General features: G+C 72.6%; 26 protein-coding genes. 10 read left to right on the top strand and 16 right to left on the bottom strand.

The features are described from left to right. Positions 1 to 62: 62 nt before the first annotated feature. Both ABD369_RS14575 and ABD369_RS14570 read left to right on the top strand, forming a co-directional pair. The gene (locus ABD369_RS14575) at positions 63 to 1103 is read left to right on the top strand and encodes a helix-turn-helix domain-containing protein (RefSeq protein WP_344636801.1); all 1041 of its coding nucleotides are present in this window, start codon (positions 63 to 65) and stop codon (positions 1101 to 1103) included. Between the two features lie 122 nt (positions 1104 to 1225). Next, the gene (locus ABD369_RS14570; RefSeq protein ID WP_344636800.1) at positions 1226 to 2200 is read left to right on the top strand and encodes a CAP domain-containing protein; all 975 of its coding nucleotides are present in this window, start codon (positions 1226 to 1228) and stop codon (positions 2198 to 2200) included. A 100-nt stretch (positions 2201 to 2300) separates the two neighbouring features. Here the strand turns inward: ABD369_RS14570 and ABD369_RS14565 are convergent, their stop codons facing one another. The 5 genes from ABD369_RS14565 to ABD369_RS14545 form a co-directional block, all read right to left on the bottom strand. Further along, a complete protein-coding gene (locus ABD369_RS14565; RefSeq protein WP_344636799.1) occupies positions 2301 to 3065 on the bottom strand; it encodes a MerR family transcriptional regulator in 765 nt (254 codons plus the stop codon). Between the two features lie 119 nt (positions 3066 to 3184). Continuing rightward, positions 3185 to 3610: a PPOX class F420-dependent oxidoreductase gene (locus ABD369_RS14560; RefSeq protein ID WP_344636798.1), complete on the bottom strand. Its 426-nt coding sequence runs from the start codon at positions 3608 to 3610 to the stop codon at positions 3185 to 3187. A gap of 106 nt (positions 3611 to 3716) precedes the next feature. Beyond that, a complete protein-coding gene (gene trxA, locus ABD369_RS14555) occupies positions 3717 to 4049 on the bottom strand; it encodes a thioredoxin (RefSeq protein WP_344636797.1) in 333 nt (110 codons plus the stop codon). 3 nt (positions 4050 to 4052) lie between these two features. Then, positions 4053 to 4481, bottom strand: a complete 429-nt coding sequence (locus ABD369_RS14550; RefSeq protein ID WP_344636796.1) for a MerR family transcriptional regulator — start codon at positions 4479 to 4481, stop codon at positions 4053 to 4055. A gap of 124 nt (positions 4482 to 4605) precedes the next feature. Then, entirely contained in the window at positions 4606 to 5193 is a 588-nt protein-coding gene (locus ABD369_RS14545) for an ArsR/SmtB family transcription factor (RefSeq protein WP_344636795.1), read from the bottom strand. Positions 5194 to 5381: 188 nt separating this feature from the next. On the opposite strand from ABD369_RS14545, the gene ABD369_RS14540 reads away from it, so the two are divergent. Then, entirely contained in the window at positions 5382 to 6332 is a 951-nt protein-coding gene (locus tag ABD369_RS14540) for a DUF2218 domain-containing protein (protein ID WP_344636794.1), read from the top strand. Between the two features lie 87 nt (positions 6333 to 6419). On the opposite strand, the gene ABD369_RS14535 is transcribed toward ABD369_RS14540, so the two are convergent. The 4 genes from ABD369_RS14535 to ABD369_RS14520 form a co-directional block, all read right to left on the bottom strand. Continuing rightward, a complete protein-coding gene (locus ABD369_RS14535) occupies positions 6420 to 7190 on the bottom strand; it encodes an SDR family NAD(P)-dependent oxidoreductase (RefSeq protein WP_344636793.1) in 771 nt (256 codons plus the stop codon). Between the two features lie 164 nt (positions 7191 to 7354). Then, positions 7355 to 7570 carry a DUF397 domain-containing protein gene (locus ABD369_RS14530; protein WP_344636792.1) on the bottom strand — a complete coding sequence of 72 codons (216 nt, stop codon included), beginning with the start codon at positions 7568 to 7570 and terminating at the stop codon, positions 7355 to 7357. 44 nt (positions 7571 to 7614) lie between these two features. Beyond that, positions 7615 to 7848, bottom strand: coding sequence for a DUF397 domain-containing protein (locus ABD369_RS14525; RefSeq protein ID WP_425557619.1), 234 nt, complete (start codon positions 7846 to 7848; stop codon positions 7615 to 7617). Continuing rightward, positions 7829 to 8665 (bottom strand): helix-turn-helix domain-containing protein, encoded by an 837-nt coding sequence (locus ABD369_RS14520; protein WP_344636790.1) that lies wholly within the window; start codon positions 8663 to 8665, stop codon positions 7829 to 7831. Before ABD369_RS14520 ends, ABD369_RS14525 begins: the two co-directional genes overlap by 20 nt. A 129-nt stretch (positions 8666 to 8794) precedes the next feature. Here ABD369_RS14520 and ABD369_RS14515 point away from each other — a divergent pair, with 129 nt between their 5' ends. Both ABD369_RS14515 and ABD369_RS14510 read left to right on the top strand, forming a co-directional pair. Beyond that, entirely contained in the window at positions 8795 to 9082 is a 288-nt protein-coding gene (locus ABD369_RS14515) for a hypothetical protein (protein ID WP_344636789.1), read from the top strand. Further along, positions 9079 to 9246 carry a hypothetical protein gene (locus tag ABD369_RS14510; RefSeq protein ID WP_344636788.1) on the top strand — a complete coding sequence of 56 codons (168 nt, stop codon included), beginning with the start codon at positions 9079 to 9081 and terminating at the stop codon, positions 9244 to 9246. The genes ABD369_RS14515 and ABD369_RS14510 overlap by 4 nt, the downstream gene beginning before the upstream one ends. 72 nt (positions 9247 to 9318) lie before the next feature. On the opposite strand, the gene ABD369_RS14505 is transcribed toward ABD369_RS14510, so the two are convergent. The 3 genes from ABD369_RS14505 to ABD369_RS14495 are packed head-to-tail and all read right to left on the bottom strand — an operon-like array spanning position 9319 to position 12724. After that, complete coding sequence (locus tag ABD369_RS14505) at positions 9319 to 10053, bottom strand: succinate dehydrogenase/fumarate reductase iron-sulfur subunit (protein ID WP_344636787.1); 735 nt, start codon at positions 10051 to 10053, stop codon at positions 9319 to 9321. Continuing rightward, positions 10050 to 12020: a fumarate reductase/succinate dehydrogenase flavoprotein subunit gene (locus tag ABD369_RS14500; protein WP_344636786.1), complete on the bottom strand. Its 1971-nt coding sequence runs from the start codon at positions 12018 to 12020 to the stop codon at positions 10050 to 10052. The genes ABD369_RS14505 and ABD369_RS14500 overlap by 4 nt, the downstream gene beginning before the upstream one ends. After that, positions 12017 to 12724 carry a succinate dehydrogenase cytochrome b subunit gene (locus tag ABD369_RS14495; RefSeq protein ID WP_344636785.1) on the bottom strand — a complete coding sequence of 236 codons (708 nt, stop codon included), beginning with the start codon at positions 12722 to 12724 and terminating at the stop codon, positions 12017 to 12019. The genes ABD369_RS14500 and ABD369_RS14495 overlap by 4 nt, the downstream gene beginning before the upstream one ends. Positions 12725 to 12820: 96 nt before the next feature. Between ABD369_RS14495 and ABD369_RS14490 the strand changes: the two genes are divergently transcribed. Beyond that, on the top strand, positions 12821 to 13753 hold the full coding sequence (locus ABD369_RS14490; protein ID WP_344636784.1) for a LysR family transcriptional regulator: 933 nt from the start codon (positions 12821 to 12823) through the stop codon (positions 13751 to 13753). A gap of 24 nt (positions 13754 to 13777) precedes the next feature. Here ABD369_RS14490 and ABD369_RS14485 read toward each other — a convergent pair whose 3' ends face one another. The 3 genes from ABD369_RS14485 to ABD369_RS14475 form a co-directional block, all read right to left on the bottom strand. Continuing rightward, positions 13778 to 15025: a serine hydrolase domain-containing protein gene (locus ABD369_RS14485; protein ID WP_344636783.1), complete on the bottom strand. Its 1248-nt coding sequence runs from the start codon at positions 15023 to 15025 to the stop codon at positions 13778 to 13780. 179 nt (positions 15026 to 15204) lie between these two features. Next, positions 15205 to 16854 carry an LCP family protein gene (locus ABD369_RS14480; RefSeq protein WP_425557618.1) on the bottom strand — a complete coding sequence of 550 codons (1650 nt, stop codon included), beginning with the start codon at positions 16852 to 16854 and terminating at the stop codon, positions 15205 to 15207. Next, positions 16847 to 17449, bottom strand: a complete 603-nt coding sequence (locus ABD369_RS14475) for a DUF6542 domain-containing protein (RefSeq protein ID WP_344636782.1) — start codon at positions 17447 to 17449, stop codon at positions 16847 to 16849. Before ABD369_RS14475 ends, ABD369_RS14480 begins: the two co-directional genes overlap by 8 nt. A gap of 482 nt (positions 17450 to 17931) precedes the next feature. Here ABD369_RS14475 and ABD369_RS14470 point away from each other — a divergent pair, with 482 nt between their 5' ends. The 4 genes from ABD369_RS14470 (at position 17932) to ABD369_RS14455 (ending at position 23110) form a co-directional block, all read left to right on the top strand. After that, positions 17932 to 19068 (top strand): alpha/beta hydrolase, encoded by a 1137-nt coding sequence (locus ABD369_RS14470; RefSeq protein WP_344636781.1) that lies wholly within the window; start codon positions 17932 to 17934, stop codon positions 19066 to 19068. Between the two features lie 168 nt (positions 19069 to 19236). Beyond that, complete coding sequence (locus tag ABD369_RS14465) at positions 19237 to 20082, top strand: PP2C family protein-serine/threonine phosphatase (RefSeq protein WP_344636780.1); 846 nt, start codon at positions 19237 to 19239, stop codon at positions 20080 to 20082. A 138-nt stretch (positions 20083 to 20220) separates the two neighbouring features. Beyond that, entirely contained in the window at positions 20221 to 21207 is a 987-nt protein-coding gene (locus ABD369_RS14460; RefSeq protein ID WP_344636779.1) for an MASE1 domain-containing protein, read from the top strand. A 232-nt stretch (positions 21208 to 21439) separates the two neighbouring features. Then, positions 21440 to 23110 carry an alpha/beta hydrolase gene (locus tag ABD369_RS14455; protein WP_344636778.1) on the top strand — a complete coding sequence of 557 codons (1671 nt, stop codon included), beginning with the start codon at positions 21440 to 21442 and terminating at the stop codon, positions 23108 to 23110. A gap of 77 nt (positions 23111 to 23187) precedes the next feature. Here the strand turns inward: ABD369_RS14455 and ABD369_RS14450 are convergent, their stop codons facing one another. Further along, the gene (locus tag ABD369_RS14450; protein ID WP_344636777.1) at positions 23188 to 26547 is read right to left on the bottom strand and encodes an AfsR/SARP family transcriptional regulator; all 3360 of its coding nucleotides are present in this window, start codon (positions 26545 to 26547) and stop codon (positions 23188 to 23190) included. Positions 26548 to 26586 lie beyond the last annotated feature (39 nt).

The raw sequence follows: 26586 nt of genomic DNA, 5'->3' as shown, positions 1-26586 counted from the left end.
GCTCCGGCGGTGGCGGGACGACTACACTCGCCAGGATCCCGCCAGCGAGGAATGGGGCAGACATGTCCGCTCAGCAGGCCACGGGCGGCCCGGTCGCCGTGACGATCGGGTCCCGGCCAGAGCCCGTCCACACCGTCGCGGTGTACGCCTTCGACGGCATGGCACCGTTCGAACTCGGCGTGGTCGTCGAGGTGTTCGGCCTGGCCCGGCCGGAGCTCAGCGGGCTGCTGGCGGCGCCCTGGTACGGGCTCAGGGTCTGCGCCGACCGGCCGGGAACACCGCTCGGCGCGGTCGGCGGCTTCTCGATCACGGCCCGGTACGGGCTGGACGAACTGGCCGCCGCCGACACCGTCGTGGTGGTCGGCGTACCCAACCCGTTCGCGGGCGACGTCCCGCCCGGCCTGGTCTCCGCCCTGCGCACCGCCCACGATCGCGGCGCCCGGATCGTCTCCATCTGCTCCGGCGCCTTCGCCCTCGCGGCCGCCGGGCTGCTCGACCACCGGGCGGCCACCACCCACTGGCGGTACGCCGAACTCCTGCAGCAGCGCTACCCGTTGGTCCGGGTCGACCCCGACGTGCTGTACGTGGACAACGGCGATGTGCTCACCAGCGCGGGCAGTGCCGCCGGGATCGATCTCTGCCTGTACCTGGTCCGCCGCGACCACGGCGCCAAGGTCGCCAACACCGTCGCCCGCCGCTTCGTCGTACCGCCCCACCGGGACGGCGGGCAGGCCCAGTTCATCGAAGCGGCGGTCCGACCGGTCGAGGAGGACGAGGACGGGATAGCCCGCTCCATGCAGTGGGCACTGGACCACCTGTCCGCTCCGCTGACGGTGCCGCTGCTCGCCCGGCAGGCCGGGATGTCGGAGCGGTCCTACCTGCGGCACTTCACCGCGCGCAACGGGACCAGCCCGATGCGCTGGGTCATCACCCAGCGCATCGCCGCCAGCCTGCCGCTGCTCGAATCCCCCGACGGCACGGTCGAGGAGATCGCCGCCGCCGTCGGCTTCGAGAGCGCCGCCACCTTCCGCCACCACTTCGGGCGGACGATGCACACCTCGCCGACGGCCCACCGGCGCGGTTTCGGCCGCGGCGTCGCGTAGTCCCCGGTCCGGCGGGCCTGAGAGACCCAGATCACTGCGCACATCCGGCCCGTTTTCCGTTATCCCGGGCCGGGTGGCGGGTCTCCCAAGCGTTGGTACACGACCCCGACGCTAGGTAGGCCATGAGCAGCGACTTCGAGACCGTGGTGACGGCGCCCTCCGGAGAGGGGCACAGGCGTGCCGGAGGCCAGGCCCGCAGGCGCGACCGCCGCCGGGCGGCCTCGGGAAGCGCCGGACGGGCTCGCAGGATCGCCACCATGGCCGGGGCGGCCGCACTCGTCGTCGCCGCCGCGGGTGCCGGCTTCGGCATCCTGGCCGCCTCGGGCAGTGCTCCGCGGCCGCAGACCGCCGCCGCCCTCCCGGACTTCGGTGCCCCCGCACCGGTCCTCGGCACGCCCTCGGCCGCTCCCTCGAACACGACCGCCGCGGCGTCGCCCACCGCCGCCGCGTCGGCGAGCCCGACCAGCAGCCCCACCGTCGCGGCTCCCGGCCCCGCCGGCTCCTCGACCGCCGCCCAGGACTCCGCGAAGCAGTCCGGCACCGCGGCCGCGAAGGGCGGCGCCGCCTCCCCGGGCGAACGGACCGCCGCCGCGGGCGGATCGGCTCAGGACCGGACGGGTGACCGCACGTCGGGCCGGTCCGCCACGCCCGGCGGTCCGCCCGCGAAGGCGCCCACGGTGAGCGGCGACTGGCCCGCCTCGCAGTCCGTGGCCGACGCCGAGGCCATCTCGCTGCAGCTGATCAACAAGGAGCGGGCGATGGCCGGGGTCCCGGCGCTGAAGCCCGCGTCCGATCTCGCCGCCTTCGCCACCCAGTGGGCGAAGCACATGCGCGAGACCGGCTTCGCCCACTCCGCCAACGCCTCCGGCGCTGGCCCCAGCCGCACCGCGCACCGCACCCTCACCGGGGAGTGCATAGTGATGTGGAGCGACCCCTCGATGACCGCCGAACAGGCCGCGGTGCAGTTCCAGGACATGTGGCGCAACCACCTCCCGCACTACCTGGCCCAGATCAACCCCGCGTACACCGAGATCGGCGTCGGCATCTACCACGACGAGAGCGGCTGGTGGGGCGTCCACGAGTTCGGCAACGGCTGAGTCCCCGGGCGGCCTTGACCACGGCGGCGGGTCTGCCGCCGTGGTCAACGCCCCTGTCCCGGCGACCGTTGGCCGCCGCCTCCCCCGCGGGCGGCGGGGGCTACGCCTGGTGGGCGTCGGCGTTGGCGACCATGGCGTCGTGGAGCCACTGGGCCAGGCCGACGGCGAGCTTCTCGTAGGTGGCGGTGAACCGGGGGTCGCCGACGTACATCCCGGCGATGCCGCGGTGGATCTCGTAGGTGCAGTCGTAGAAGTTGCCGCTGATGTGCCGGCGGTGGGCCTCGGCGGCCTCCATGGCCTCCGCGCTGTCGGCGGCGGCGCCGGACCGGAACACCTCCACCAGACGGGAGTTGAGCGACTCCGTCTCCGCCTGGATCCGCTGCCAGTCGGCCTTGCTGTACTGGCCGGTTCGCTGCTGGGACTGCTTCCAGGCCTCGGTGTGCCCCCAGCGCTGCTCGGCCTCGGTCTCCCAGCTCTCCTGGTAGTCGGCGCCGAAGACCTCGAACTTCTCCTCGGGCGTCAGCTGAATGCCCATCCTTCTCGCCTCCATGGCTTGTTCGACGGCTGCGGCCATTTCCTGGAGCTGCGCGATCCGTGAGGTGATCAGCTGGTGCTGACGGCGCAGGTGCTCGGTCGGGCTGACCGAGTCGTCGTCCAGGATGGACGCGATCTCTTCGAGGGAGAACCCGAGTTCGCGGTAGAAGAGGATCTGCTGCAGCCGGTCGAGGTCCGCGTCCTCGTACCGGCGGTAGCCGGCCGGGGTGCGGCCGCTCGGCGACAGCAGTCCGATCTCGTCGTAGTGGTGCAGGGTCCGTACGGTCACCTTGGCGATCGCCGCCACCTGTCCCACCGAATACGTGCTCATCGGGTCCGCTCCCTCCTCGATGGCTTCAGCCTGCCGCCTCACGTTGCGTGAGGGTCAACCCGGTACGAGGGCGGGCCGTGCGCCGAGCGACCCTACCCGGCAAGGAAGGAAGCCGGCGCTCAGTCGGCCAGGTCGGCCACCGCGACGACGTGGTCGATCCTGACCCGGACCAGCAGTTCGCCCGGCACCCCGTTGCGCGCCGCCAGCTCCTCCCGCCGGTCCTCCCCCATGTACCGCGCGCCGATCCGTCCGGCCCACTCGCGCACCTCGGGCAGGTCGTCGCCGAGCGTCGCCGTCCCCCGGACCGCGACGAAGGAGAACGGCGGCTGCTCGTCGTCCACACAGAGCATCACCCGGGGGTCACGGGCCAGGTTGCGGCCCTTGACGGTGTCCCGGCCGGTGTTGAAGACGAGGTCGTCGCCGTCCAGCAGGAACCAGATCGGCGCCACGTGCGGGCTGCCGTCGGCCTTGGTGGTGGCCAGTTTGGCGGTGCGGGTACCGGCGGACAGAAAGGCCCGCCACTGGGATTCGGTCATCTGAGGCATGCGGCCCATGCTGGCCCAGGCCACCCCGCCGAACCGGGACAACCCGCCCTGACCCCCCACCGGGTCGACCGATCGGTTGAGCCCCGGACCGCCCGCCGGTGTCCGCTCAGAGCACGTCGGACAGTTCGCGCAGCAGCTTCGCCTTGGCCCGCGCACCGACCATGCTCCTCACCGGCCGCCCGCCCTGGAAGACCATCAGCGTGGGCATCGACAGCACCCCGTACGCCGCCTGGGTCTCCGGGTTCTTGTCCACGTCGAGCTGGACGATCCTCAGCCGGCCCGCCTCCTCGCGGGCGACCTCGGCCAGCACCGGCGCGATCATCCGGCAGGGCGGGCACCAGTCGGCGGTGAAGTCCACCAGCACCGGCAGTTCGGACTTCAGCACCTCGGCCGCGAAGTTCTGGTCGGTGACCGACTCGACTCCCGTGATCTGCACCATGGTTCAGTTCCCCTCCGTCTCGTTCGGATGCGCGCTGAGCTCGCAGCGCGGTTGCGGACCGCCCGGCCGCGCGGCCTGCGCCTCCAGCTCCGCCCTGGCGAGCTGGGCCCCCACCTGGTCGCGGACCTCCTGGAGCCGGGCGATGCACCGGTCCAGCTCGGCCAGCTTGCTGCGGTAGACCTCCAGCGAGGCCGGACAGGAGTCGCCAGCCGGGTGCCCGGCCCGCAGGCACTCCACGAACGGCCTGGTGTCCTCCAGTTCGAAACCGAAGTCCTGCAGCAGCCGGATCTGGCGCAGCAGCCGCAGGTCCTCCTCGCCGTACGCCCGGTAGCCGTTGCCGCTGCGCCGCGCGGGCAGCAGGCCACGCGACTCGTAGTAGCGCAGCGTCCGCGTCGTGGTGCCCGCCTTCTCGGCCAGTTCTCCGATCCGCATGGGGACGACGGTAAACCTTGACCCCGGCGTCAAGGCCAGCGGAATCGGCACGACCAGTCCGCCCCGGCCGTCCGGAACGGCCGGGCCGCCCGTACGGCCTGAGGCGGCCCCGCCGGGAGCGCGGTCAGTCCTCCTCGGCCGACAGGTTGGGGATGTCGGCCCGGTACAGGCTCAGCAGCATTCCGTACGCCTCGCCCCGTGAGCTGTCGGTCGGGTACGGCTCGGCGGCCTGCGCCTTGAGCCGTTCGACGAGCGCGTGGGCCTCGTCCGGGGTGAGCCAGAGGTGGCGCAGCACGGTGTGCCTGGCCTGGCCCGGGCTCGTCGGCAGCATCTCGGCCAGGGCGGCGTTGAAGAGGAGTTCGCTCCCGCCGGTGAAGTCCTTGTGGAACCGGAAGCTCTCGCTGACCAGGGCGAAGTACTGCTCGGTGCCGCCGCGCACCTGCCGGGTCTCCGCCAGCCGGACCAGGCCGGCCTCCCTCAGGACGCGGACGTGGTAGCCGGCGGTGCCCTTGGCGAGCCCCAGCACCGAGCTCAACTGGCTGAGAGTCGCGGGCCGTTGGCGCAGGACGTTCACCATGCGGTGGCGCACCGGGTGGCCGAGCGCCTTGAACTGCGCCGGGGAGCTCAGCACCACCTCGTCGGACTCCTTCCCGGGGTCCTCCTCGGGGTCGGCCTCGGGCCGGGGATCCTGTGCGGTCCGCTCTTCTTCCATGCAGAAAGTGTCTACAGAGTTCGACGCTTTGACAAACGATGCCCCGCGCCAGCAGAATCCCCGTCAGCAAAAGCGTTGAGAATTCTCGACGCTTAGCGCCTCGGGCCGCGCCGGCCCCGCCGGTGCGCCCACCTCGCACCACGCCGGCAGCACCACGCCACCAACCGCACCCCAGCCAAAGGAACCAGATGCCCTCCGCCACCGCACAGGTCGCAACCGCCCGCCCGTCCCGCTACATCAAGCAGCTCGTGTCCCACCTGGGCCGCAAGGCCATCGCCGAACTCGCCGTCGACGGCCGGGCGGAGATCACCTTCGCCGGGCGGGGGACCTGCGTGCTCAAGCCGTCCGGACCTCACCTGGAGCTGATCGCCACGGCCGGCGACCTCGAAGCCCTGGCGGGCATCCAGGACGTCGTCACCCGCCATCTGGTGCGGTTCGCCACCCAGGAGGAACTCGTCGTCGACTGGACTCCCCCGCTCTCGGCGGACGCCATGCAGATCATCGATCCCTTGGCCGACGACTACCTGCTCACCCACTGCACGCAGCCCGACGAGCTGCTGCGGGAACTGGTCGCCGAGACCCGGGAGGCCACCGGCGGCGCGTCGGCCATGCAGATCGCCCACGACGAGGGCGCCCTGCTGACCATGCTGACCCGACTGGTCGGCGCGCGGTACGCCGTCGAGGTGGGAGTCTTCACCGGATACTCCTCGATCTGCATCGCCCGGGGGCTGGCCGAGGGCGGCCGCCTCCTCGCCTGCGACACCAGCGAGGAGTGGACCTCCCTGGCCAGGCCCTACTGGGAGCGCGCGGGCGTGGCCGACCGCATCGACCTGAAGATCGGCCCGGCGATCGAGACCCTGCGCGCGCTCCCCGCCGATCCGGTCGTCGACATCGCCTTCATCGACGCGGACAAGGAGAGCTACCCCGCCTACTACGAGGAGCTCGTGCGACGCCTGCGCCCCGGCGGCCTGATCGTCGTGGACAACGTCTTCCTCGGCGGCCGGGTCCTCGACCCGGCGTTCCAGGAGGAGCGCCACGTGGCGATACGCGGCCTGAACGAGCTCATCGCCGGCGACGACCGGGTCGACGCGGTGATGCTGCCCGTGCGCGACGGCGTCACCCTCGCCCGCAAGCGCTGACCGCCCCACCGGCGGGCGGCCGAGGCGGCACCCGGACCCGAGTCGGCCACGGATGGTCAGGACCGGAGCCTCGGCGAGGTGCCGGCCCTACTGCGCGAGGTAGCCGCCGTCCACCGGCAGCACCGCCCCGGTGATGAAGCTCGCGTCGTCGGAGGCCAGGAACAGGATCGCCGCCGCCACCTCCTCCGGTTCGCCGAGCCTGGCCATCGGGTGGAGCTTCTCGATCGCCTCCAGGTACTCGGGACCGCCCGGCTCGTCGGCCAGCTGCCGGACCCGTTCCGTCCTGATCGTCCCGGGGGCCACCGCGTTGATCCGGATGCCCCTGGCCGCCCACTCGACCGCCAGGTGCTTGGTCAGGCCGGTGGCGACGAACTTCGCCGGTCCGTAAGCCGCCTGTCCCGACTGCCCGGCCAGGCCGGAGATGGAGGAGAGGCAGACGATCGAGCCGCCGCCGTCGGACCGCAGCATCTCCTCGATCGCGTACTTGCAGGTCAGAAACATGCCCCGGCCGTCAACGGCCATCACCTTGTCCCAGTCCTCCGGGGTGGTCTCCAGGACGGTCTGCAGTGGGATGATCCCGGCGTTGGCGACCAGGGTGTCGATCCGCCCGAAGTCCTCGACCGCAGCCGCGATCATCTCGCGGGCGTCCTCGGCCACCGAGACGTCCCCGACCACGGTCCGAATCTCCGCCCCCGTCTTGGCCAGTTCCTCCCGCAGCACCTCCAGGCCGTCCCGGTCCACGTCGGTGAGCACCAACTGGGCGCCCTCGGCGGCGAACAGCCGGGCCGTCGCCCGCCCGATCCCGAACGCCGCCCCGGTCACCACGGCCGCCTTGCCCCGCATCCGTCCGCCTGCCATCCGCCACACTCCCGTCAGCCATCGGTCGAGTACGGACCACCTTCCCACCCCGGCCGCCCCCAACTGCGGTAGAACACCAGGGAATCGACCGGAAGCAGCAACAAGCGAGGCCCCGGCCGGAACGGGGTTCCGGCCGGGGCCTCGGGCATGGTGCTGGCGGTCCGTCAGATAGCGCCGAACTCGCCTCGGGCGGCGGCGGCGGCGAACGCCAACCAGGCCTCTGTTGAGAAGCGGAGCTGCGGACCCTCGGCGTCCTTCGAGTCACGGACGGGGACGACGCCGTGGGTGGCGGCGAACTCCGGTGCGAACTCGATGCAGTTGCCACCAGCACCACCGCTGTGGCTGCTCTTGCGCCACATCGGCTGTTGCTCTTGTCGCATGACCACACTCCTCCCGCACACACGCTGTTAGTAGTTTCAGCTGATCAGACGTCGCCGAACTCGCCTCGAGCGGTAGCGGCGGCGAACGCCAACCAGGCTTCTGTTGAAAAGCGGAGCTGCGGACCCTCGGGGTCCTTCGAGTCACGAACCGGGACTACACCGTGGGTGGCGGCGAACTCCGGTGCGAACTCGATGCAATTACCGTTGTCGCCACCGCTGTAGCTGCTCTTGCACCAGTGCGCTTGCGGCGGTTGGTGATCAGTCTTGCTCACTTGCATAGTCCTCTGCTGCCGCTTCAATCAGAGCCAGGGACGCCTCATGGGACAGTGCGGCGCTCCGTACGAGATCGTAGGCCCACCTGCAATTCTCCACATAGGCGGGATCGTCGATGAGTTGACCGCGATACGGCCCCTCGCCATAGGCCACGGGAGGGGCGTCAACAAAGGTCATGAGGGTGAGAGATCCCTGCATCAGGGGGTGCCCACCTGCCGAGAAGGGCAACACCTGCAACACGATCCTGTTGCTACGCACCAGTTGGGCGAGATGGGCAAGCTGGCCATGCATCACTCTCGCGTTGCCCGTGACTCGGCGGATGACGGCTTCGTCAAGAACAACCCAGTACCGAGGCCTCGTTGGGGAATGAAGGATGTGTGCTCGCTCCATACGCATGCTCACGAGCTCGTCGGTCTCTACTGCCAGCCGCAAGGGATCAAATGCCCGGAACACCGCACGCGCGTACTCGGCGGTCTGCAGGAGCCCCGGAACCAGAACCGGGTCGTATTCATAGATCGTCCGCGCCATCTCTTGCAGCTCTCGGACAGCTGTGAAGTAGTCAGCGAACCGGCTACGCGTGACCATCGGATACAACCGGGTGAAGTGCCCATCCGTACCCAGGGCAACGTCCAATCGCTCGGACAGATCCTTCTGCGGCTGCCTGGTCGCCGACTCCATCTGCCCGATGTATGCACCCGAGCAGAACACCAGTGCCCCCAGGGCCTCCTGGGACAGCCCCTTAGCCAGCCGAAGCCGCCGGAGCTCGGCCCCGTAGAAGGCCTGCGGGGACTCGGCAGGGTCGAGTTCCTTGGGGTTCGCCACAGCGCGGCACCTTCCCTTCCGACAGTCCCGTTGTTGGGAGCCTCCCACTTCACAGACTAGTGCCGGAGAGCGACGATTGGAGTACGGAATGTAACAATCGGGGCTGTGGCCCCCATCGAGGAGCGCACCATGGCTGCAAGCACCGGACCGAGACCGAACACCCCTGCGAAGTCCGGACGTTCACGCCTCCAGCGCATCGCGGCGGAGAGCCGGGCCGCCGCCCGCGCGGCGGAGGCCGAACTCGCCGATGCCCTGCGGCAGGCGGGCCTCGTACTGCCCTCGCTGGCGACGGAACACCAGGCCGACTACTTCACCGGCATCGTCCTGGTGGACCTCGGCAGAGCCCGGCCCGACGTGGTCTCACGGCTCGCGGCGCTCGTCCGGCGCGGGGTGGCGGCCGCGGAGTCGGGCCCGTGAACGGGGAACCGGCACCCGAGGACTCCGACCCGCAGCCGCCGGAGCAGGACCCCCGCCCGGTCCTCACGCCCGAAGAGCACACCGACCGACCGCTGAACCCGGAGGAGTACGCCAACCGGGCCGCACTCCTGCGCAAGCTCAGGCACATCAACAAACTGACGTGACAGCGCACTTGAGTCACCCGGTGGTGAACGGCCAGGCCCGCGCCCTCCTGGGCCTGGAACCCCGGCACACCGTCAGCGCAGGCTGCGCAGGTACTCCCGGTTGAGCGCGGCGATGCCGGAGAGCGGGATGCCCTTGGGGCAGGCGGTGGCGCACTCACCGGTGTTGGTGCAGCCGCCGAAGCCCTCGGCGTCCATCGCGGCGACCATGTTCCGCACCCGGTTGCCGCGTTCGGGGGCGCCCTGCGGCAGGAGGTTGAGGTGGACCACCTTGGCCGCGGTGAAGAGCATCGCGGAGCCGTTGGGGCAGGCCGCCACGCAGGCGCCGCAGCCGATGCACTCGGCGTGCTCGAAGGCGAGGTCGGCGGTCTCCTTGGGGACGGGGGTGGCGTGGGCCTCGGGGGCGCTGCCGGTGGGGGCGGTGATGTAGCCGCCGGAGCCGATGACGCGGTCGAAGGCGGAGCGGTCCACCACCAGGTCTCGGACCACCGGGAAGGCGGCGGCGCGCCAGGGTTCGACGTCGATGGTGTCGCCGTCGTCGAAGTGCCGCATGTGCAGCTGGCAGGTGGTGGTGCGTTCCGGGCCGTGCGCCTGGCCGTTGATGACCATGCCGCAGGCGCCGCAGATGCCCTCGCGGCAGTCGTGGTCGAAGGCGACCGGTTCCTCGCCGCGCAGGATCAGCTCCTCGTTGAGGGTGTCCAGCATCTCCAGGAAGGACATGTCCGGGCTGATTCCGCCGACCTGGTAGGTGGTGAGCGCGCCCGGTGCGTCGGGACCGGCCTGCCGCCAGATCCGCAGGGTGAGGTTCATGTGTAGCTCCGCTGGGTGGGGTGGACGTACTCGAAGGTGAGCTGTTCGCGGTGGAGCACGGGGGCGCCGCCCGCGCCGTGCTCTCCCAGGGCCTCGGATCCCCGGAACTCCCAGGCCGCCACGTAGGTGAACTCCTCGTCCATGCGGGCCGCTTCGCCGTCCGGGGTGGCGCTCTCGGTACGGAAGTGGCCGCCGCAGGACTCGGTGCGGTGCAGGGCGTCCAGGCACATCAGCTCGGCGAGTTCGAAGTAGTCGACCAGCCGGTTGGCCTTCTCCAGCGACTGGTTGAGCTGTTCGCCGGCGCCGGGCACCTTGATCCGCCGCCAGAACTCGTCGCGCAGCTGGGGGATCCGCTCCAGCGCCTTGCGGAGACCGGCCTCGTCGCGGGCCATTCCGCACTCGTCCCAGAGGAGTTCGCCGAGTTCGCGGTGGAAGGAGTCCGGGGTGCGGTCGCCGTCGATCGCCAGCAGCAGGTTGAGCCGGTCGGTGGCGTCGGCGACGGCCTCCTCGACCGCCGGGTGGTCGGCCGGTACCGGTGGACCGTCCTGCCGCGCCAGGTAGTCGGGCAGGGTGGCCGGAAGGACGAAGTAGCCGTCGGCGAGGCCCTGCATCAGCGCGCTGGCGCCGAGCCGGTTGGCGCCGTGGTCGGAGAAGTTGGCCTCGCCGATCGCGAACAGGCCGGGGACCGTGGTCTGCAGGTCGTAGTCCACCCACAGGCCGCCCATGGTGTAGTGGATCGCGGGGTAGATCCGCATCGGGACCCGGTACGGGTCCTCGGCGGTGATCCGCTCGTACATCTCGAACAGGTTGCCGTACCTCTCCTCGACGGCCGCCCGGCCCAACCGGCCTATCGCGTCGGCGAAGTCGAGGTAGACGCCCTGTCCGCCGGGGCCGACGCCGCGGCCCTCGTCGCAGACGACCTTGGCGGCCCGGGAGGCGATGTCGCGCGGGACGAGGTTGCCGAAGGAGGGGTAGATCCGCTCCAGGTAGTAGTCGCGGTCCTGCTCGGGGATGTCCTGCGGCGCACGGGTGTCCCCGGCGGCCTTGGGCACCCAGATCCGGCCGTCGTTGCGCAGCGACTCGCTCATCAGGGTGAGCTTGGACTGGTGGTCGCCGGAGCGCGGGATGCAGGTCGGGTGGATCTGGGTGAAGCAGGGGTTGGCGAAGTAGGCGCCCCGGCGGTGGGCGCGCCAGATCGCCGTCGCGTTGGAGTTCTTGGCGTTGGTGGAGAGGTAGAACACGTTGCCGTAGCCGCCGGTCGCCAGCACCACGGCGTCGGCGAGGTGGGCGGTGATCTCGCCGGTGACCAGGTCGCGGGCGACGATGCCGCGGGCCCGGCCGTCGACCACGATCAGGTCCAGCATCTCGGTGCGCGGGTGCATCGCCACGTTGCCGGCCGCGATCTGCCGGGAGAGCGCCTGGTAGGCGCCGAGCAGCAGCTGCTGCCCGGTCTGGCCCCGGGCGTAGAAGGTGCGGGAGACCTGGACGCCGCCGAAGGATCGGGTGTCCAGCAGTCCGCCGTACTCACGGGCGAAGGGCACGCCCTGGGCGACGCACTGGTCGATGATCTCCACCGAGATCTCCGCCAGGCGGTGGACGCCTGACTCGCGCGCCCGGAAGTCCCCGCCCTTGACGGTGTCGTAGAACAGCCGGCGGATGCTGTCGCCGTCGTTGCGGTAGTTCTTGGCGGCGTTGATCCCGCCCTGGGCGGCGATCGAGTGCGCCCGGCGCGGTGAGTCCTGGAAGCAGAACTGCTCGACGTGGTAGCCCTGTTCGGCCAGCGTCGCACCGGCCGCGCCGCCCGCAAGACCGGTGCCGACCACGATCACGCGGTACTTGCGCCGGTTGGCCGGGTTGACCAGCTTCGCCTCGAACCGGCGGCGGTCCCAGCGGCCCTCGATCGGCCCGTCCGGTGCCTTGGTGTCGCGGATCGGCGTGCCCACGGTGTAGTTGAGGTACGAGCTCATTGCACGACTCCGGTCATGACGGCCACGGGGATGGAGACGAAGCCCGCCGTCAGCACCAGGGCGAGCAGGTTCGCGGTGAGCTTCAACGCCCGGTCGCGGCGCGGGTTGTTGACGCCGAGGGTCTGCGCGGCGCTCCAGAAGCCGTGCCTGATGTGCAGGCCCAGCGCGAGCATCGCCACGATGTAGATCCCGCCGCCGTACCAGGTGGAGAAGGAGGCCACCAGGTTCTGGTACGGGTGGCCGGCCTCGGCCTTCGGGTTCACGGTGAGGGTGGTCAGGTCCAGCAGGTGCCAGACGATGAACAGCGCCAGGATCACCCCGCCCCAGCGCATCGTCCTGGTCGCGTAGCTGGTCTGCCGCCGGCGGTGGACGTAGCCCTGCGGCCGGGCCGCCCGGTCGCGCTTGCTGAGCTGGTAAGCGGCCGTGCCGTGCGCCAGGACGGCGACCAGCAGCACCAGCCGGGCCAGCCAGACGAACCAGCCGTGCCGCAGGAACGGCTCGCCGATCGTGCGCAGCCAGGCCGCGTAGCCGTTGAGTTCGTCGGGGCCGAAGAAGACCTTCAGGTTGCCGAGCAGGTGCCCGACCAAATAGAGCAGCAGGATGCCGCCGCTGACGGCCATGACCGCTTTCTTGCCGACGGTCGAGCGCCACAGGGTCGTCAGAGTGGACGGACGCCTCCGGCCCGTCCCAGTCGCCAATGCCATGCCCACGACGGTAGGAATCCCGCCCACGGTACGTCCAAGACATGCTGAAGCTGGTCACCATAGGCAGGGCCTATCGTGGCTGCCTATAGTCGGGGCATGCAGCTGCAGCAGCTCCGCTACTTCGCCGCCGTGGCCGAGACCCGCAACTTCACCCGGGCGGCCGACCAGACCCATGTCTCCCAGCCGTCGCTCTCGCAGCAGATCCGGTCGCTGGAACGGGAGTTGGGTGCTGAGCTGTTCCACCGCACCCGTGGCAACATCGCCCTCACCGACGCGGGCGCCACGCTGCTGCCGCTCGCCCGGCGGATCCTCGCCGACGCGGACAGCGCCCGGCTCGCCGTGCAGGAGGTGGTCCAGCTGCGGCGCGGGCGGGTGCGGCTGGGGGCGCCGCCGAGTCTGTGCGGGAGCCTGGTGCCGGATGTGCTCACCGCCTTCCGGCGCAATCACCCCGGGGTGGAGCTGGAGGTGCAGGAGGGCGGTTCGCAGGACCTGGTCGCCGCGCTGGGCGCCGGCGAGCTGGACCTCGCGCTGGTCATCGCCCCGCAGGCGGGCGAGACGTGGCCGGCCCAGCTCGCGGTCACCGAGCTGCTGCACGAGCAGTTGGTGCTGGTCTCCTCGACGCGGCTGCCGCGCAGGCGGATCCGGGTGGAGGAGCTGCGGGAGCGGCCGCTGGTGATGTTCCGCAAGGGGTACGCGCTGCGCGAGAGCGCGCTGGCGGCCTGCCGGGCGGCCGGGTTCGAGCCGCGGTTCGCCGTCGAGGGCGGGGAGTTGGACGCGGTGCTCGGCTTCGTACGGGCCGGGCTCGGCCCCGCTGTGGTCCCCGGCATGGTGGCCGACCGCTCCGGCCTCCACCTGGCCACCTTCGCCGGGCCCGGCCTGGGCCGCACCATCGCCCTGGCCCACGGTCGCGACCTCCCCCTCACCCGCGCCGCGGCCCAGCTGCGCGCCACCCTCCTCGACCACCTCCGCACCGCGGCGGCCCAGGGCTCCCTGCCCACGGGCACCCGGCTGCTGCCGAACGCGAAGTAGCTCCGCCCGCACCGCCGCGACGGCTCAGCGGGCGGCAGTGCCGCCCTGGGGCGGGGTGAGCACGGCGGCGACCAGACGGTTGGCGACGGCGGGGGCGCCGCCGTTGTCGGCGGTGGCGGTGCCGACGCCGTAGACGATGCGCAGCCGCAGGTCGCGGGTGGCGAAGACGCCGCCGGCGTAGCCGAGGTCGTGGCCGGTCTTGCCCCACAGGACGGTGCCGTCGGGCAGCGTGACGTTCTTCAGACCGGCGCCGTAGCAGGCCGCACCCTTGGCGGGTCCGCTGTCGCAGTCGCTGCCGTCCGCGTAGCGAAGGGGGTTGCCCGCGCCGTCCTTCGGGAGGGCGAACATCTCGTTCAGCTGCTCGGGGGCGAGCAGTCGGCCGCTGAACAGGCCGCTGATGAAGCGGTCGAGGTCGGGTGCGGTGGAGATGACGGCGGTGGTGTCGTCGCCCTGTTCGCTGACGTCCACGGCCCGGCCGGTGGAGTCGGTGACATAGCCGTGCAGGGTCGGCCGGGGCATCCGGGTGTCGCCCTCGGGGACGGACGTGTGGTCCAGGTGGAGCGGCCGGATCACCCGGCTGGTCACCTCGTGGCCGAAGGAGTTGCCGGTCACCTGCTCGATGATCTTGGCGGCGATGCGGTAGCCGAGGTTGCTGTACTCCTGCTCGGTGCCCGGGGTGAAGTGCATGGGCGGAGTCGATCCGCCCGGCAGGTGCAGGCTGGAGCGGATGACGTCGTCGAGGGTGAAGTAGTGGAGGTGTTCGTCGATCAGCTGGTCGGGCGTGGGGTTGGGGATGCCCACCCGCATGTCCGGCAGGCCACTGGTGTGGTTGAGCAACTGCCGTACGGTGATGGGCCAGTAGCCGTCGGGCAGGAGGTTGGGCAGGTAGTACTGGACGGTCCGGTCGAGGTCGAGCTTCCCCTCGGCGGCCAGCTGCAGGACCACCGTGGCCTCGAAGGCCTTGGAGATGCTGCCGACGTGGAAGTGCGCGTCCGGTGAGATCGGCCGGCCCGTGAAGGCGTCCGAGGAGCTGCCCCGCCAGGTCTGGTCCGGGGTGCTGACCCGGGCCAGCTGACCGCCCGCCCGGTCACCGGGGTGCAGGGCGACCGCCGCGTCGAGGGCCGCCGTGTTCAGCCCGGACGCACCGGTCGGCGCCGCGCTCCGCACGGCGGCGGCCGGGGCTGCTGCGGCCAGGGCCGGAGCGGCGGTGGTGGCGACCAGTGCGGCGGCCGCGATTGCTAACGGGGCGAGGTGTCGTTTGAAGGCGTTCATCGGTCGACTCCGGGTGATCGCGTCGGGGCGCCGGTCGAACGCCCTCGATCATGGTGTCGGCCGACCGGTCGACGGCGCATCGGGAATCACCCCGACCCGCCCCCGGGCTCTCCCTGACTGAGTGTCAGGGAAAGCCCGGGGGCGGGATCCGGGAGACCCGGAGGCGGCGGCCCGTCCGCTCAGTCGACGCAGGGGATGCCGCCCGCCTTCACGGCGGGTCCCTGCATCGGGAGGGTGGAGGCCGGGTCCGGGGTGTCACTGCTGGACGGGGAGGCGGAGTCGTCCGAACCGCCGCTGGGGGCCGAGTCGAGGCCGGTGCTGTCGGACGGCGGGGTGTACCCGGTGCCCAGGGTCACCACGATGCGGCCCGCGGGCACGGACGAGGAGGCGGTTGCGATGACCCCGTAGCGGGCCGCCACCTTCTCGGCGGCGCCCTTCTCCCCGGAGCCGTACACCACGGTGGTGGTCCTCGGGTGACTGGTCGCCTCGCCGTACCTGCCGGCCTTGAGGCCCATGTCGGTGAGCGCCTTGGACTCGTTCGCCGCCGCCTTGCTGACCTTGGACGCGTTGTACACCTCCACCGTGCCCTTCAGCGAACCGCCTCCGGAGTCGTCCGCCGGAGCGGTGGAGGGCCCCGAGTCCCCGCCCGCGGTGTCGGAGGGGGCGGGCACCGGTGCCGAATCGTGGCCGAACAGCTGCTGCACGATCCTCTTGATCAGGTCGGGGTTGACGGTGTTGACGGCCTCGCCGCCGATGGTCTTGAAGCCGCTGATCGGGAGGGTGTTGAACTCGACGTTGCCACCGGTGAGGTTGGGTGCCTGCTGGGCGAAGTCCAGGATGTCCCACTGGTTGTCGATGACCACGTCCTTCTTCACCACGTTGAACAGCTTCTGCATCTGCCCGAGGTCGCCTATCACCCCCTGCTGCTTCAGCTTGTACTCGACGGAGGCGATGAAGGCCTGCTGGCGGTGGGTGCGGTCGAGGTCGCCGCCGGGAAGGTTGTGCCGCTGGCGGACGAAGGAGAGGGCGTCCGCCGCGTTCAGGTCGCTGTAGCCGGCGGGGAGCTTGAGGCCGGTGCCGCCGCCCTCATGGGTGGCGGTACGGGAGATGATCGGGTCGCTGACCGGGTGGTTGAGGCAGACCCGGATCGGCTCCAACGCCTTGGCGATGTCGTAGAAGCCGATCAGGTTGACCTCGGCGAAGTGGTCGATCGGGATGTCGAGGAACTTCTGCACCGTCTGGATGGTCGCCGAGCGCCCGGCCTCCCGGCTCTGCCGCTCCAACTCCGACTTGGACAGCCCCTTGCCCTGCAGCTTGCTCTCGGCGGCGTCCTTGGCTATCCCGTACGCCTCCTTGATCTTGTGCATCCTCCCGTCCGCACCGTACGTCTGGACGTAGTCGTCGCGCGGGACGGACAGCGCCGTCACCTTGCCGCCGTTGGCCGGGATGTGCAGCACGATCAGGGAGTTGGTGTTGTAGCCGCCGATGTCGCTGCTGCTGCCGGCGTGCAGGTCGTCCTCGACCACCTGCGGCGGCAGGTCGTTGCCGTCCATGTCCTTGCGGCTGTCCAGGCCGATCAGCAGCAGGTTGACGGACTTGTCCAGGTGCGGCGGCGCGTTGCGCTTGGCCTCGTCCAGCGCACTGGAGGTGGTCAGCCCGTCCTGGAGGTCCTTCAGGGTGTACCAGGTGAAGCCGCTGGAGCCGAGCACCGCCACCGAGACGACGCAGGCCACGGTCCGGCCGGCCATCAGCAGCGGCGAGATCCGCCGTCCACCACGGGCGCCGCCCGGCTTGCGCGACCGCATCTGACCCTGCCTGCCCTCAGCCACGACGGCCCCTCTCCTCCCGCAGCCTGCGGACCACGATCATCAGCAGTGCGGCCAGCACGGCCGCCGACATCACCGGGAAGGCGTGGGTCACCCAGCGCAGCGCCCCACTGGCCAGCGCCTTGCCCTGGTACTTGTCCCCGTTGACGAGGTACTCGGTCCCGACGGCCACCGTCAGCACCACCACCGGCGCGGAGGTGACCACCCACCACCAGCCGGCCCGGCTGCTGACCAGCGTGGCCAGCGCCGCACCCAGCACCGCGCAGACCGCGAAGACCACTCCGACCCCGGACCCGGTCACCGCGTCGACCACGGCGCCGAACACCGGCAGTCCGAGCGCCGGGTAGACCGCGGGCAGCCGCTCTCCGGCACCGCGTCCGGCGTTCGCCGCACGGGCGTCCCGGCGGCCCCGGCCGTCGGCGTCCTCGATGGACCGCCGGCTGCCCGGGACCTGCCCGGCGGCCGCGCCGGGACGCCGCTGCGCGGTGGCGCCGGTGCTCTGCGCGAGGCCCTCGTCCGAGCGCCGCGCGGGCGGGACCGGGCGCTGACGCCGCGCTTCCGCCTCGCCGTAGGGCGCACGCGCCCGTTGTCCCGTCATGCCCACACCCCTCGTTCGCTCGGCTGCTGAACCGCCACGTCCCGCCTCGACCCAGGCCGGTGCGGACACCGGCGGACGGGCGGCGCGGGGACGCGAGTGCGTCCTCGCCACCTACTGGGACATGCGGCGCCCGAGCGCCGGTTCCGACGTTCGAGCCGCCCGGACGGGCCTCCCATTTACTTCTACAGACGTGTAGAGAATGACCGAAGCATACAAAGGCGCTCCCTCGAAGTCACCCGCAGGGGTGTAACGGCTCCACCACTCGCCTACGTGCAACGAGCGACAGCCACAGCGGTGGCGCTGCCGCCCCGGCACCGCACCGCGACCGCCCCCGGCCCCGGTCCGGACCCCGGCATCCGGGCGACCGCCGCCACCGAGCGGAACGTCATGCCATGGCCTATACCTGGGTGCTGAGCCCCCGACGCGAAGTGCTCCACCACCGGTCCGCCGGGAGCGGTCGCCGCTCTACCCCGGAGCAGCCCATGCGCCCACCCAGGCAGCCGTACCGCGTCGCGGCGATCCTGGCCGTCCTGGTGCTGAGCGCGGGGGTGCTGACGGGCTGCGGCAGCGGCCGGGCCGCTCCGCCCGCCGTCCCGACCGCTCCCGCCCCGCTGACCCCCTCGGCCACCACCGTCCTCAGCACCGACCTGGCGTCCGGGGACCACAACATCTCGTTCACGGTGGACGGCACCACCACGTACGGCACCCTGCACATCCCCGCCCACGCCCCCGGCAGCCGGCTCCCGGCCGCCCTGCTGCTCCCCGGCAGCGGCCCCACCGACCGCGACGGCAACCAGCCCCGGCTCAGCCCCGGCACCCTCGCCGAACTGGCCCGGCTGATGGGCGACGACGGCATCGCGACCCTGCGCTACGACAAGTACGGCACCGGGCTGACCGGGCTCGGCGCGTACACCGACAAGGCCGCCACACTCGACCTCGGCGCATACGTCCGACAGGCCGAGGCCGCGTACCGGTTCCTCGCCTCCCGCAGCACCACCGACCCGCACCGGCTGCTGCTCGCCGGGCACGACGAGGGCGCCGTGATCGCCCTTGAGGCCGTCCGGACCGCCCGGCCCGCCCCCGCCGGTCTGGCCCTGCTCCAGCCCCAGGACGAACGCCTGCTGGACCTCGTCACCCTCAGGCTGGACCGGCAGCTGGACACCGACGTCGCCGCCGGACGGATCGACGCCGACCAGGCCGCCGCCGTCAAGGAGTCCATCGCCCAGGGCGTGGCCGACCTGCGCGCGGGCGGGACGGCCGACACCACCGACATGCCCGCGCAGACGGCCGCCGTCTTCGAGGACTTCAACTCCAGCGCCGCGTACGTCCGCACCGCCGACGCCGTCCACCCGCCCGACCCGGCCGGCCAGGTGCCCGCCGGCGCCAGGGCCATGGTCACCTGCGGCACCGCCGACGCCGACCTCCCCTGCTCGACCACCGGCCCGCTGGTCGCCGCCCTGGCCGCCGCCGGCACCACCGGCCCCGGCCTGGTCACCCTCCCCGACGTCGACCACCTCCTCCGGCCCGCCCGCGCCCAGGCCGGCACCACCGCCCTCGCCCCGGCCGCCCAGCGGGCCGTCCACGACTTCGACACGCTGTGGAGCGGGCGCGGGGCATGACGGGATGACGGAACCGGGACCGCACGGCGCTGCCCGGCTCGCGGCCCCGATGCCCTTCGGCCGTTGCTCCGTCCGGCGGTACCCCCGTCGCGGAAATATGATGAATCCGGGGTTTCGCCATGAGCCCAGCTCGGGCTGGGCCCGCCGCTGAGGCACCTCGGAGGGTCCATGCCCCGACACCGTTCCCCCCGGCCCGCCAGCGCCGACGACCTGCTCGACGAGCTCGGGCGGCTGACCGCCCAGGCACTGGAGCGGGCCGAGTTCCAGCAGGCCCGGGTGGAACTCGCCGAGGCCCTGCAGCGCGAGCTGCTCCCGGGCGTCCTGCCCGAGCTGCCGGGCCTGCGGACCGCCGCCCGGTACACGCCCGCCCGAAACGGCCTGGACATCGGCGGTGACTGGTACGACGGCTTCTGGCTGCCCGACGGAACGCTCGGGTTCTCCATCGGCGACGTCCAGGGCCACGACGTGGAAGCGGCCGCCTTCATGGGCCAGGTCAGGATCGGGCTGCGCGCGGTCGCCGCCGCCTCCACCGACCCCGGCGAGGTGCTCAGCCGGGCGAACGACCTGCTGCTGTCGATGGACACCCGGCTCTTCGCCACCTGCACCTTCCTCCGCTTCGACCCGCTCACCTGGGAGCTGGCCGGTGCCCGGGCCGGCCACGTCCCGGCCGTCTGGGCCACCGCCGACGGCCGCAGCGGCATCGCCCAGGACGAGGGCGGACTACCGCTCGGCATCCTGCCCGGCGAGGTGTACCCGGTGTCCGCCCGACGGCTGTCGCAGGCCGGGGCGATCGCCCTGTTCACGGACGGGGTGGTCGAGGGCCCGTCCTTCCCGATCGAGGCGGGGCTCGACCGGGTGATGGAGGCGCTAGGGGCCCAGGTCACCGGCCAGACCGGTGTCGACCCCGGCATCCTCGCAGCCGAGGTCCTCAAGGTCGCCGACCTCACCGGCCACTCCGACGACGCCGCCGTCCTGGTCCTCTGCCACGAGAAGCCGGCCGACCTGCCCGACTGAAAGCCCAGCCTCCGGGCAGCCACTCCGGCAGCGGCCCCGGCGGCCCGGTACGGCCGCCGCGACCCAGTACGGCTGACGCGGTCCGGTACGGCCCGTGCGCGCGTGTCACGTACGGGCACGGCTGCCGGACGTTGTGTGATGGCTGCTGTGCTGCGAAACGAGCGACTCCGGCGTTTCTCCGCGACAGGCCTCCAGATCATCGTCATCGCCGCCCTCTACTTCGCGGCCGGACGGCTCGGCCTGCTGCAGAAAGTGAACATCGCGGGGGCGGAGGTCACCCCGCTCTGGCCGCCCACCGGCATCGCCCTGACCGCCTTACTCCTCCTGGGCCTGCGGATCTGGCCGGGGATCGCCCTGGGCACCCTGCTGGTGACCGGGACGATCGACCTCAACCTCTCCGCCCTCGGCGTCGTCCCCGGTGACACCCTCGCCCCGATCTGCGCCTACCTGATGCTGCGCCGCGTCGGCTTCCGGGTCGAACTGGACCGGCTGCGCGACGGTCTCGCGCTGGTCTTCCTGGGCGCGCTCACCGGGATGCTGATCAGCTCGACCGTGGGCACCGGCTCGCTGGTCCTGTACGGCAGCCTGCCGCCGAGCGGCTTCTGGCCCACCTGGTCGGCCTGGTACACCGGCGACGCGATGGGCGTACTCGTGGTCACCCCGGTGCTGCTCGTCCTGCGCAGCGCCCGGATGCCCCGGGACATCGCCTTGTACCGGTGGATCGAACCGGCGGCGCTGCTGGCCGCCACCGCCGGGGTGACACTGCTGGTCACCAACACCACGCTCGATCTGCTGTTCCTGGTCTTCCCGCTGCTCATCTGGGCCGTGCTGCGTTTCCAGCTGGCGGGAGCCGCACCGTGCGTCCTGCTGGTCTCCGTCCTGACCGTGGTGGCCGCCACCGACCACAACGGACCCTTCACCCACCGCAGCCTGCTCGGGACCATGATCACCCTCCAGGCCCTCAACGGCTCCGCCGCCCTGACCGGACTGCTGCTGTCAGCCGTCATCGCCGAACGGAAGAGCACCTACCGCAAGATCGAACAGGCCTGCATCGGCCTCGCCGAAGTGGTCGCCCGCCTCGACCCCGGCGACGGCACCCCCCACTGGCCCCCGCCCCGCGCCTGATCCGCCGCGACATGTCTGACGCACCGTGATGCACCGCCCCGGATGGCGGCCGGCGCGCCCGCGTCCCGGGGCGGAGCGACGGCCGCCAGGGGTCCGGCCCGCCTGCCGCGACGGTGCCAGCGCGCTGCCAGCGGTCTGACAGCACGCACCGGCAGGGTGTGCCACGCCGGAAGGGCGGGTCGTGGCCGACGACGCCGCGGCCGTCCCGGCAAGGACACCGAAAGGGCACCCGATGACTCCCGCACTCCGGCCCGGAGGTCTGACCGCAAGCCTCCGCCGTCCCCTCCCCCGCGCCAAGCGCCCGACCGCGGCCGCACGCCGGGCACGCGCCGCGACAGCCATCGCCGGACTGATCGCGACGGCCCTCCCGGCCGTCACCGCAACGGCGAGCGCCGCGACCGCCTCGACCGCCGCCGCCCCGGTCCCCAGGCTCGTCTGGCAGTCGTGCGCCGACGGCTTCGAGTGCGCCACCGCCCACGTGCCGCTCGACTACCGCGCACCGCACGGCGCCACCATCGACATCAAGGTGATCAAGCACCCGGCGGCCGAACCGGCACACCGGATCGGGTCGCTGTTCTACAACCCGGGCGGTCCCGGCGCACCGGGCACCCTGGCACTTCGGGCGATGACCTCGCTCTTCCCCGAGCAGGTGCAGAAGCGCTTCGACATCATCAGCTTCGACCCGAGGGGCGTCGGCACGAGCACCGCGACGCACTGCTTCCCGGACATCGCGGCCGAGCAGAGGTTCTTCGCCGGTGTCCCCGCCGGTTTCCCGGTGGGACGGCAGCAGGAGCGGACCTGGACCGACGCCTATGCGCGCTTCGGCCAGGAGTGCCTCCGGAACAACCCGGCGCTGCTGCCGCACCTGTCCACGGCGAACGTCGCCAGGGACATGGACCTGCTCCGCCAGGCCGTCGGGGACCGCCAGCTCACCTACTACGGCGTCTCCTACGGCACCTACCTCGGCGCAACCTACGCCAACCTGTTCCCCGGCAGGGTGCGGTCGATGATCCTGGACAGCGCCGTGGACCCGGTGGCCTGGTCCACCAAAGACAGTGCTCAGGCCGGGCGGCTCGGTGCCTTCCTGCGGACCGGTACCGACCTGGCCGCCGATCACGTCCTGAACGCCTTCCTCGACCAGTGCGGCCAGGCCGGGCCCAAGACCTGCGCCTTCGCCGCCGGTGACGCCGCCGCGACCCGGGCCAAGTTCGCCACCCTGCTCCAGCGCCTGCAGCAGCGGCCGGTCACCATCGACACCCCGATGGGGGCGATGCCCTTCAGCTACGCGTCCGCGCTGGAGAGCATCGCGTTGCAACTCGACGCCACCAGGCCGATACCGTACCTGGCGGCCGGCTGGACGGGCCTCGGGTCGCAGCTCCAGCAGCTCTGGACCGGCTCCACCGCCACCACCACCGCCGCCACCACCGCCGCAGACGCCCCAGCCCCCGCCGTCTACCAGGGGAAGGAGCAGGCCCTCGGTGTGGTGTGCGCGGACAGCGCCAACCCGCGCTCCCCGTCCGCCTATCCGGCGCAGGCCGCCCTCGCCCGGGCCAGGTCCGGCCCGCTCGGCGCGTACTTCGCCTGGGCCGCGGAGCCCTGCGCCACCTGGCCGGCCACGGACCGCGACCGCTACGACGGACCGTGGAACCGCCCGACCGCCAATCCGGTCCTCGTCGTGGCCAACACCGGCGACCCGGCCTGGCCCTACCAGGGCTCCCGGGCCATGGCCCAGACCCTCTCCCGCGCCCGCCTGTTGACCGTGGACGGCTACGGCCACACCGTTCTCGCCAACCCCAGCGGCTGCGCCGCCGCGCACGAGGCCCGCTACCTCGTGGACGGCGTCCTGCCGCCGTCCGACACGGTCTGCCGGCCCGACCACCAGCCCTTCGACACCGTCGGCTGACGGGATCCGGCAGAGGCGACGAGACACTGTCGGCCCGCCGCGGCCCCGCACAGGGGCTTCGGCGGGCCGATGCGGCCTCACCCGGGCGGCAGGGAAAGCGTCTCGGGCCTGGGCAGCCTCCGGCCGTGCCGCCAGGCGGCGGCGAAGCCGTCCGCACCGAGCGCGGCGCGGCAGCCGTCCCGGAGCTCGCGCAGTTCCGGGTCACCCGCGTCGTGCGTTCCGCGCAGCGCGTGTGCGGCGCCCAGGGCCGCCGCACTCCGTCCGGCGTCGCCGTGCGCGAGGCAGTACTCGGCGAAGCCCTCCAGGGCCGCGGCCCGGACCGGGTGGTCGCCGCAGTCGGCGGCCAGTTCCAGGGCCCGCCGGTGTGCCTCGGCGGCCTGTTCCGGGCTGCCCAGGCGCAGGCGGATCCGCCCCAGGCTGGTGTGCAGCAGCGCCAGCAGCTGGACCTGGTCCGGGCTGCCGGGCCCGGCCGCGATCCGGTCCTGGAGGGAACTCGCCACCTGCTGCTGGCAGTTCAGCGCCTCCTCGAACTCCCCTGTCCGGCGGGCCAGTTCGCCGATCGCGTACCGCGACGCCAACTGCAACTGCGGGTCGCGGTTGCGCAGGGCGATGTCGTGCGCCTGCTCGAGCTCGGCCCTGGCGGCGCTCAGGTCGCCGCCGCGCGCCAGCAGTTGGCCGGACAGCACCAGCAGCATCGGGGACTCGCCCGCACCGCCGACCTCGGCGTCGTAGCGGCGGGCCTCGTCCAGCGCGGCCATCGCCTCGGCCACCTCCCCGGTGACGGACAGCAGGCCGGCCAGCGTGATCAGTGCCAGGGCCAGGCCCCACCGGTCGCGAAGGCGCCGGAACCGGAGCAGCGAGGTGCGCAGGCACTCCTCGGCGCGCCGCACCCGACCGCCACTGAGCTCCATCCGGCCGAGGACCAGCGGCGCGAGGGCCGCGATCCACGGGTTGGCGTGGGTCGAGAACCGTTCCGCCACCTGGGCCGCGCCGCGCGACGAGCCGCCCATGGCGGGGATCAGGGCGGCGGCCAGGGCGATGGGATGGTCGGCCTGCTGCGCCGTCACCAGCGCACCGGTGAAGGCCTCGGCCACGGCGGCGTCGCCGTCACCGCGCAGCGACAGGGTGAGCTGCGCGACGATCACGCAGATGCCGTGGGCCTGTTCGGCACCGGGCGGCGGCGTGGCTCCGAAGACCCGCAGGACCTCGGCCGTCCGCTCCCCGGCCTGGTGCCCCTGGCCGCGCATCAGCCACGGCCACACCCTTGCGGCGGCCAGCCTCAGCCCCCGCTCGGCCGACCCGGGCCCGTTGCCCGCCGCCCGGATCTCCCGACGCAGCGCGGCGTCCAGGTTGCCCTGCTCGGCGTCGATCCGGGCGAGCCAGGCCAGTTGGTCGGCGGTGCGCAGCAGGGGCTCGGCGGTTTCGGCGAGTTCGAGGAAGCACTCGGTGTGCGCCGCGCCGACGGTCTCCGTCTCCCCGGCCTCGGCGAGTCTCCCGGCGGCGTACTCCCGGACGGTCTCCAGCAGCCGGTACCGCTCGGCGCCGACCGAATCCGCCGCCGGGAGGAGCACCACCAGCGACTTGTCCACCAGTGCGGCCAGCAGGTCCTGCACGGCGGTCTCGTCGGGCCGCTCGCCGCCCGGCCAGTGGCCGGCGCACACCCGGTGCGCGTCGGCGAGCCCTGCCCCGCCGGAGAACACGGACAGCCGCCGCAGCAGCACCCGCTCGTCCTCCACCAGCAGCGCCCAGCTCCAGTCGATGACGGCACGGAGCGTACGGTGCCTGGGCAGCGCGGTGCGGCTGCCCTGGGCCAGCAGCCGCAGGCGGTCGTCGAGCCGGCCCGCCAGCTGGGCCGGCGTCAGCGAGCGCAGCCGGGCCGCCGCCAGCTCGATGGCGAGCGGGATGCCGTCCAGCTCGCGGCAGAGCCGGACCACGTGCGGAGCGCTCGCGGCGTCGACCGTGAAGCCGGGGCTGACCGCTGCCGCGCGGTCGGCGAACAGCGCCACGGCGGAATGCGTGCGGGCTTCCTCGGGGTCGGCGCCTGGCCCGGGAACTGCGAGCGGCCGCACCGGGTGCAGGGCCTCCCCCGGTACGCCCAGCGGCTCCCGGCTGGTGGCCAGTACCCGGACCTGCGGCGCGGCGGCCAGCAGGCGGCCGACGACGAGTGCGGCCTCGTCGACGACGTGTTCGCAGTTGTCCAGGAGGAGCACCACCGGGCGAGCGGTCAGCTCCTGAACGATCCGGTCGACCGGGTCACCGGCGGAGCCCGCGGCCGCCGGTCCGGCCGGCAGTCCGCCGGCCAGTACCCCGACCGCCGGTCGGCAGACGGCCGTCAGGACGGCGGCGACGACGGCGCCCGGGCCGGCGGCGGACGCCAGCTCGACCATCCGCACCTCGCCGAGCCGCCGCTCCTCGCCGGGCCGCCGCACCTCGAAGGCCGCTCCGGTTTCCACCGCCAGCCTGGTCTTGCCCACACCGCCGGGCCCGGTCAGGGTCACCAGCCGGTGCTCGCCGAGCAGCCGACGGACCTCGGCCAGTTCCTCTGTCCGGCCGACGAAGCTGGTCGACCGGGCCGGCAGCCCACCGGGTCCGCTGCCGGCCCGGGCGCCGGGGCCGCTGCTCCGGGCCGCGGAGTGCACGGCGGAGTGCGTGTCCTTGCCGGCCGGGGCATCGCCGCGCAGTACCCGCAGGTGGACGTCCCGCAGCTCGGGGCCCGGGTCCGTGCCGAGCTCTTCCGCCAGTGCCCGGCGGGTGCGGTCGTAGGCTTCCAACGCGGCGGCCTGCTGCCCGTCCGCCTGCAGCGCCCGCATCAGCCGGGCCGCGAACCGCTCCCGCAGCGGGTCGGCCGTGCACAGCTCGGTCAGCTCGGCGATCAGCCCGGGCAGCATCTCCGGGACGCCGGTGCCGGCCAGCGCGAGTTCGGCGTCCACCCGGTCCTCGACGGCCGCCAGCCGTACCTCGCGCAGCCGGGCCGCCGGCGCCGCGGCGAAGGCGGCGGCACCGGCGTCCGCCAGCGGGTCCCCGCGCCAGAGCGACAGCGCCTCGCGGAGCACCCGCACGGCCCGCTCGAACTCGCCGGCGCCGAGCGCGGCCCGCCCTTCGGCCGCCGCCCGTTCGAAGGCCCAGGCGTCGACGGCGTCCGGCGGCAGGTCGAGCCGGTAGCCCGAGGGGTGCGAGCCGATCGCGGCCCGGCCGGTCCCGGGGTCGGCGTCCAGGGCCCGCCGCAGCCGGGAGACCAGGGACTGCAGCGCGCCGGCCGGATCGGACGGCGGCCGGTCCTCCCAGAGGTCCTGGACCAGCCGCTCGCTGACGACCAGTCGGCCGGGGTCGAGCGCCAGCCGGATCAGCAGTGCGCGCAGCCGGGCTCCGCCGATCCCGATCGGCGGCCCGTCCGCGCCGCCCAGGACCTGAAGCGGTCCCAGTATCCCGATACGCATCGCCCCCGCGCCCCTTCTCCCGTCCGCACGGTGATCATT

Source organism: Kitasatospora cystarginea, assembly GCF_039533515.1.
Classification (GTDB): Bacteria; Actinomycetota; Actinomycetes; order Streptomycetales; family Streptomycetaceae; genus Kitasatospora; species Kitasatospora cystarginea.
This window is presented reverse-complemented; position numbering and strand designations above follow the sequence as displayed.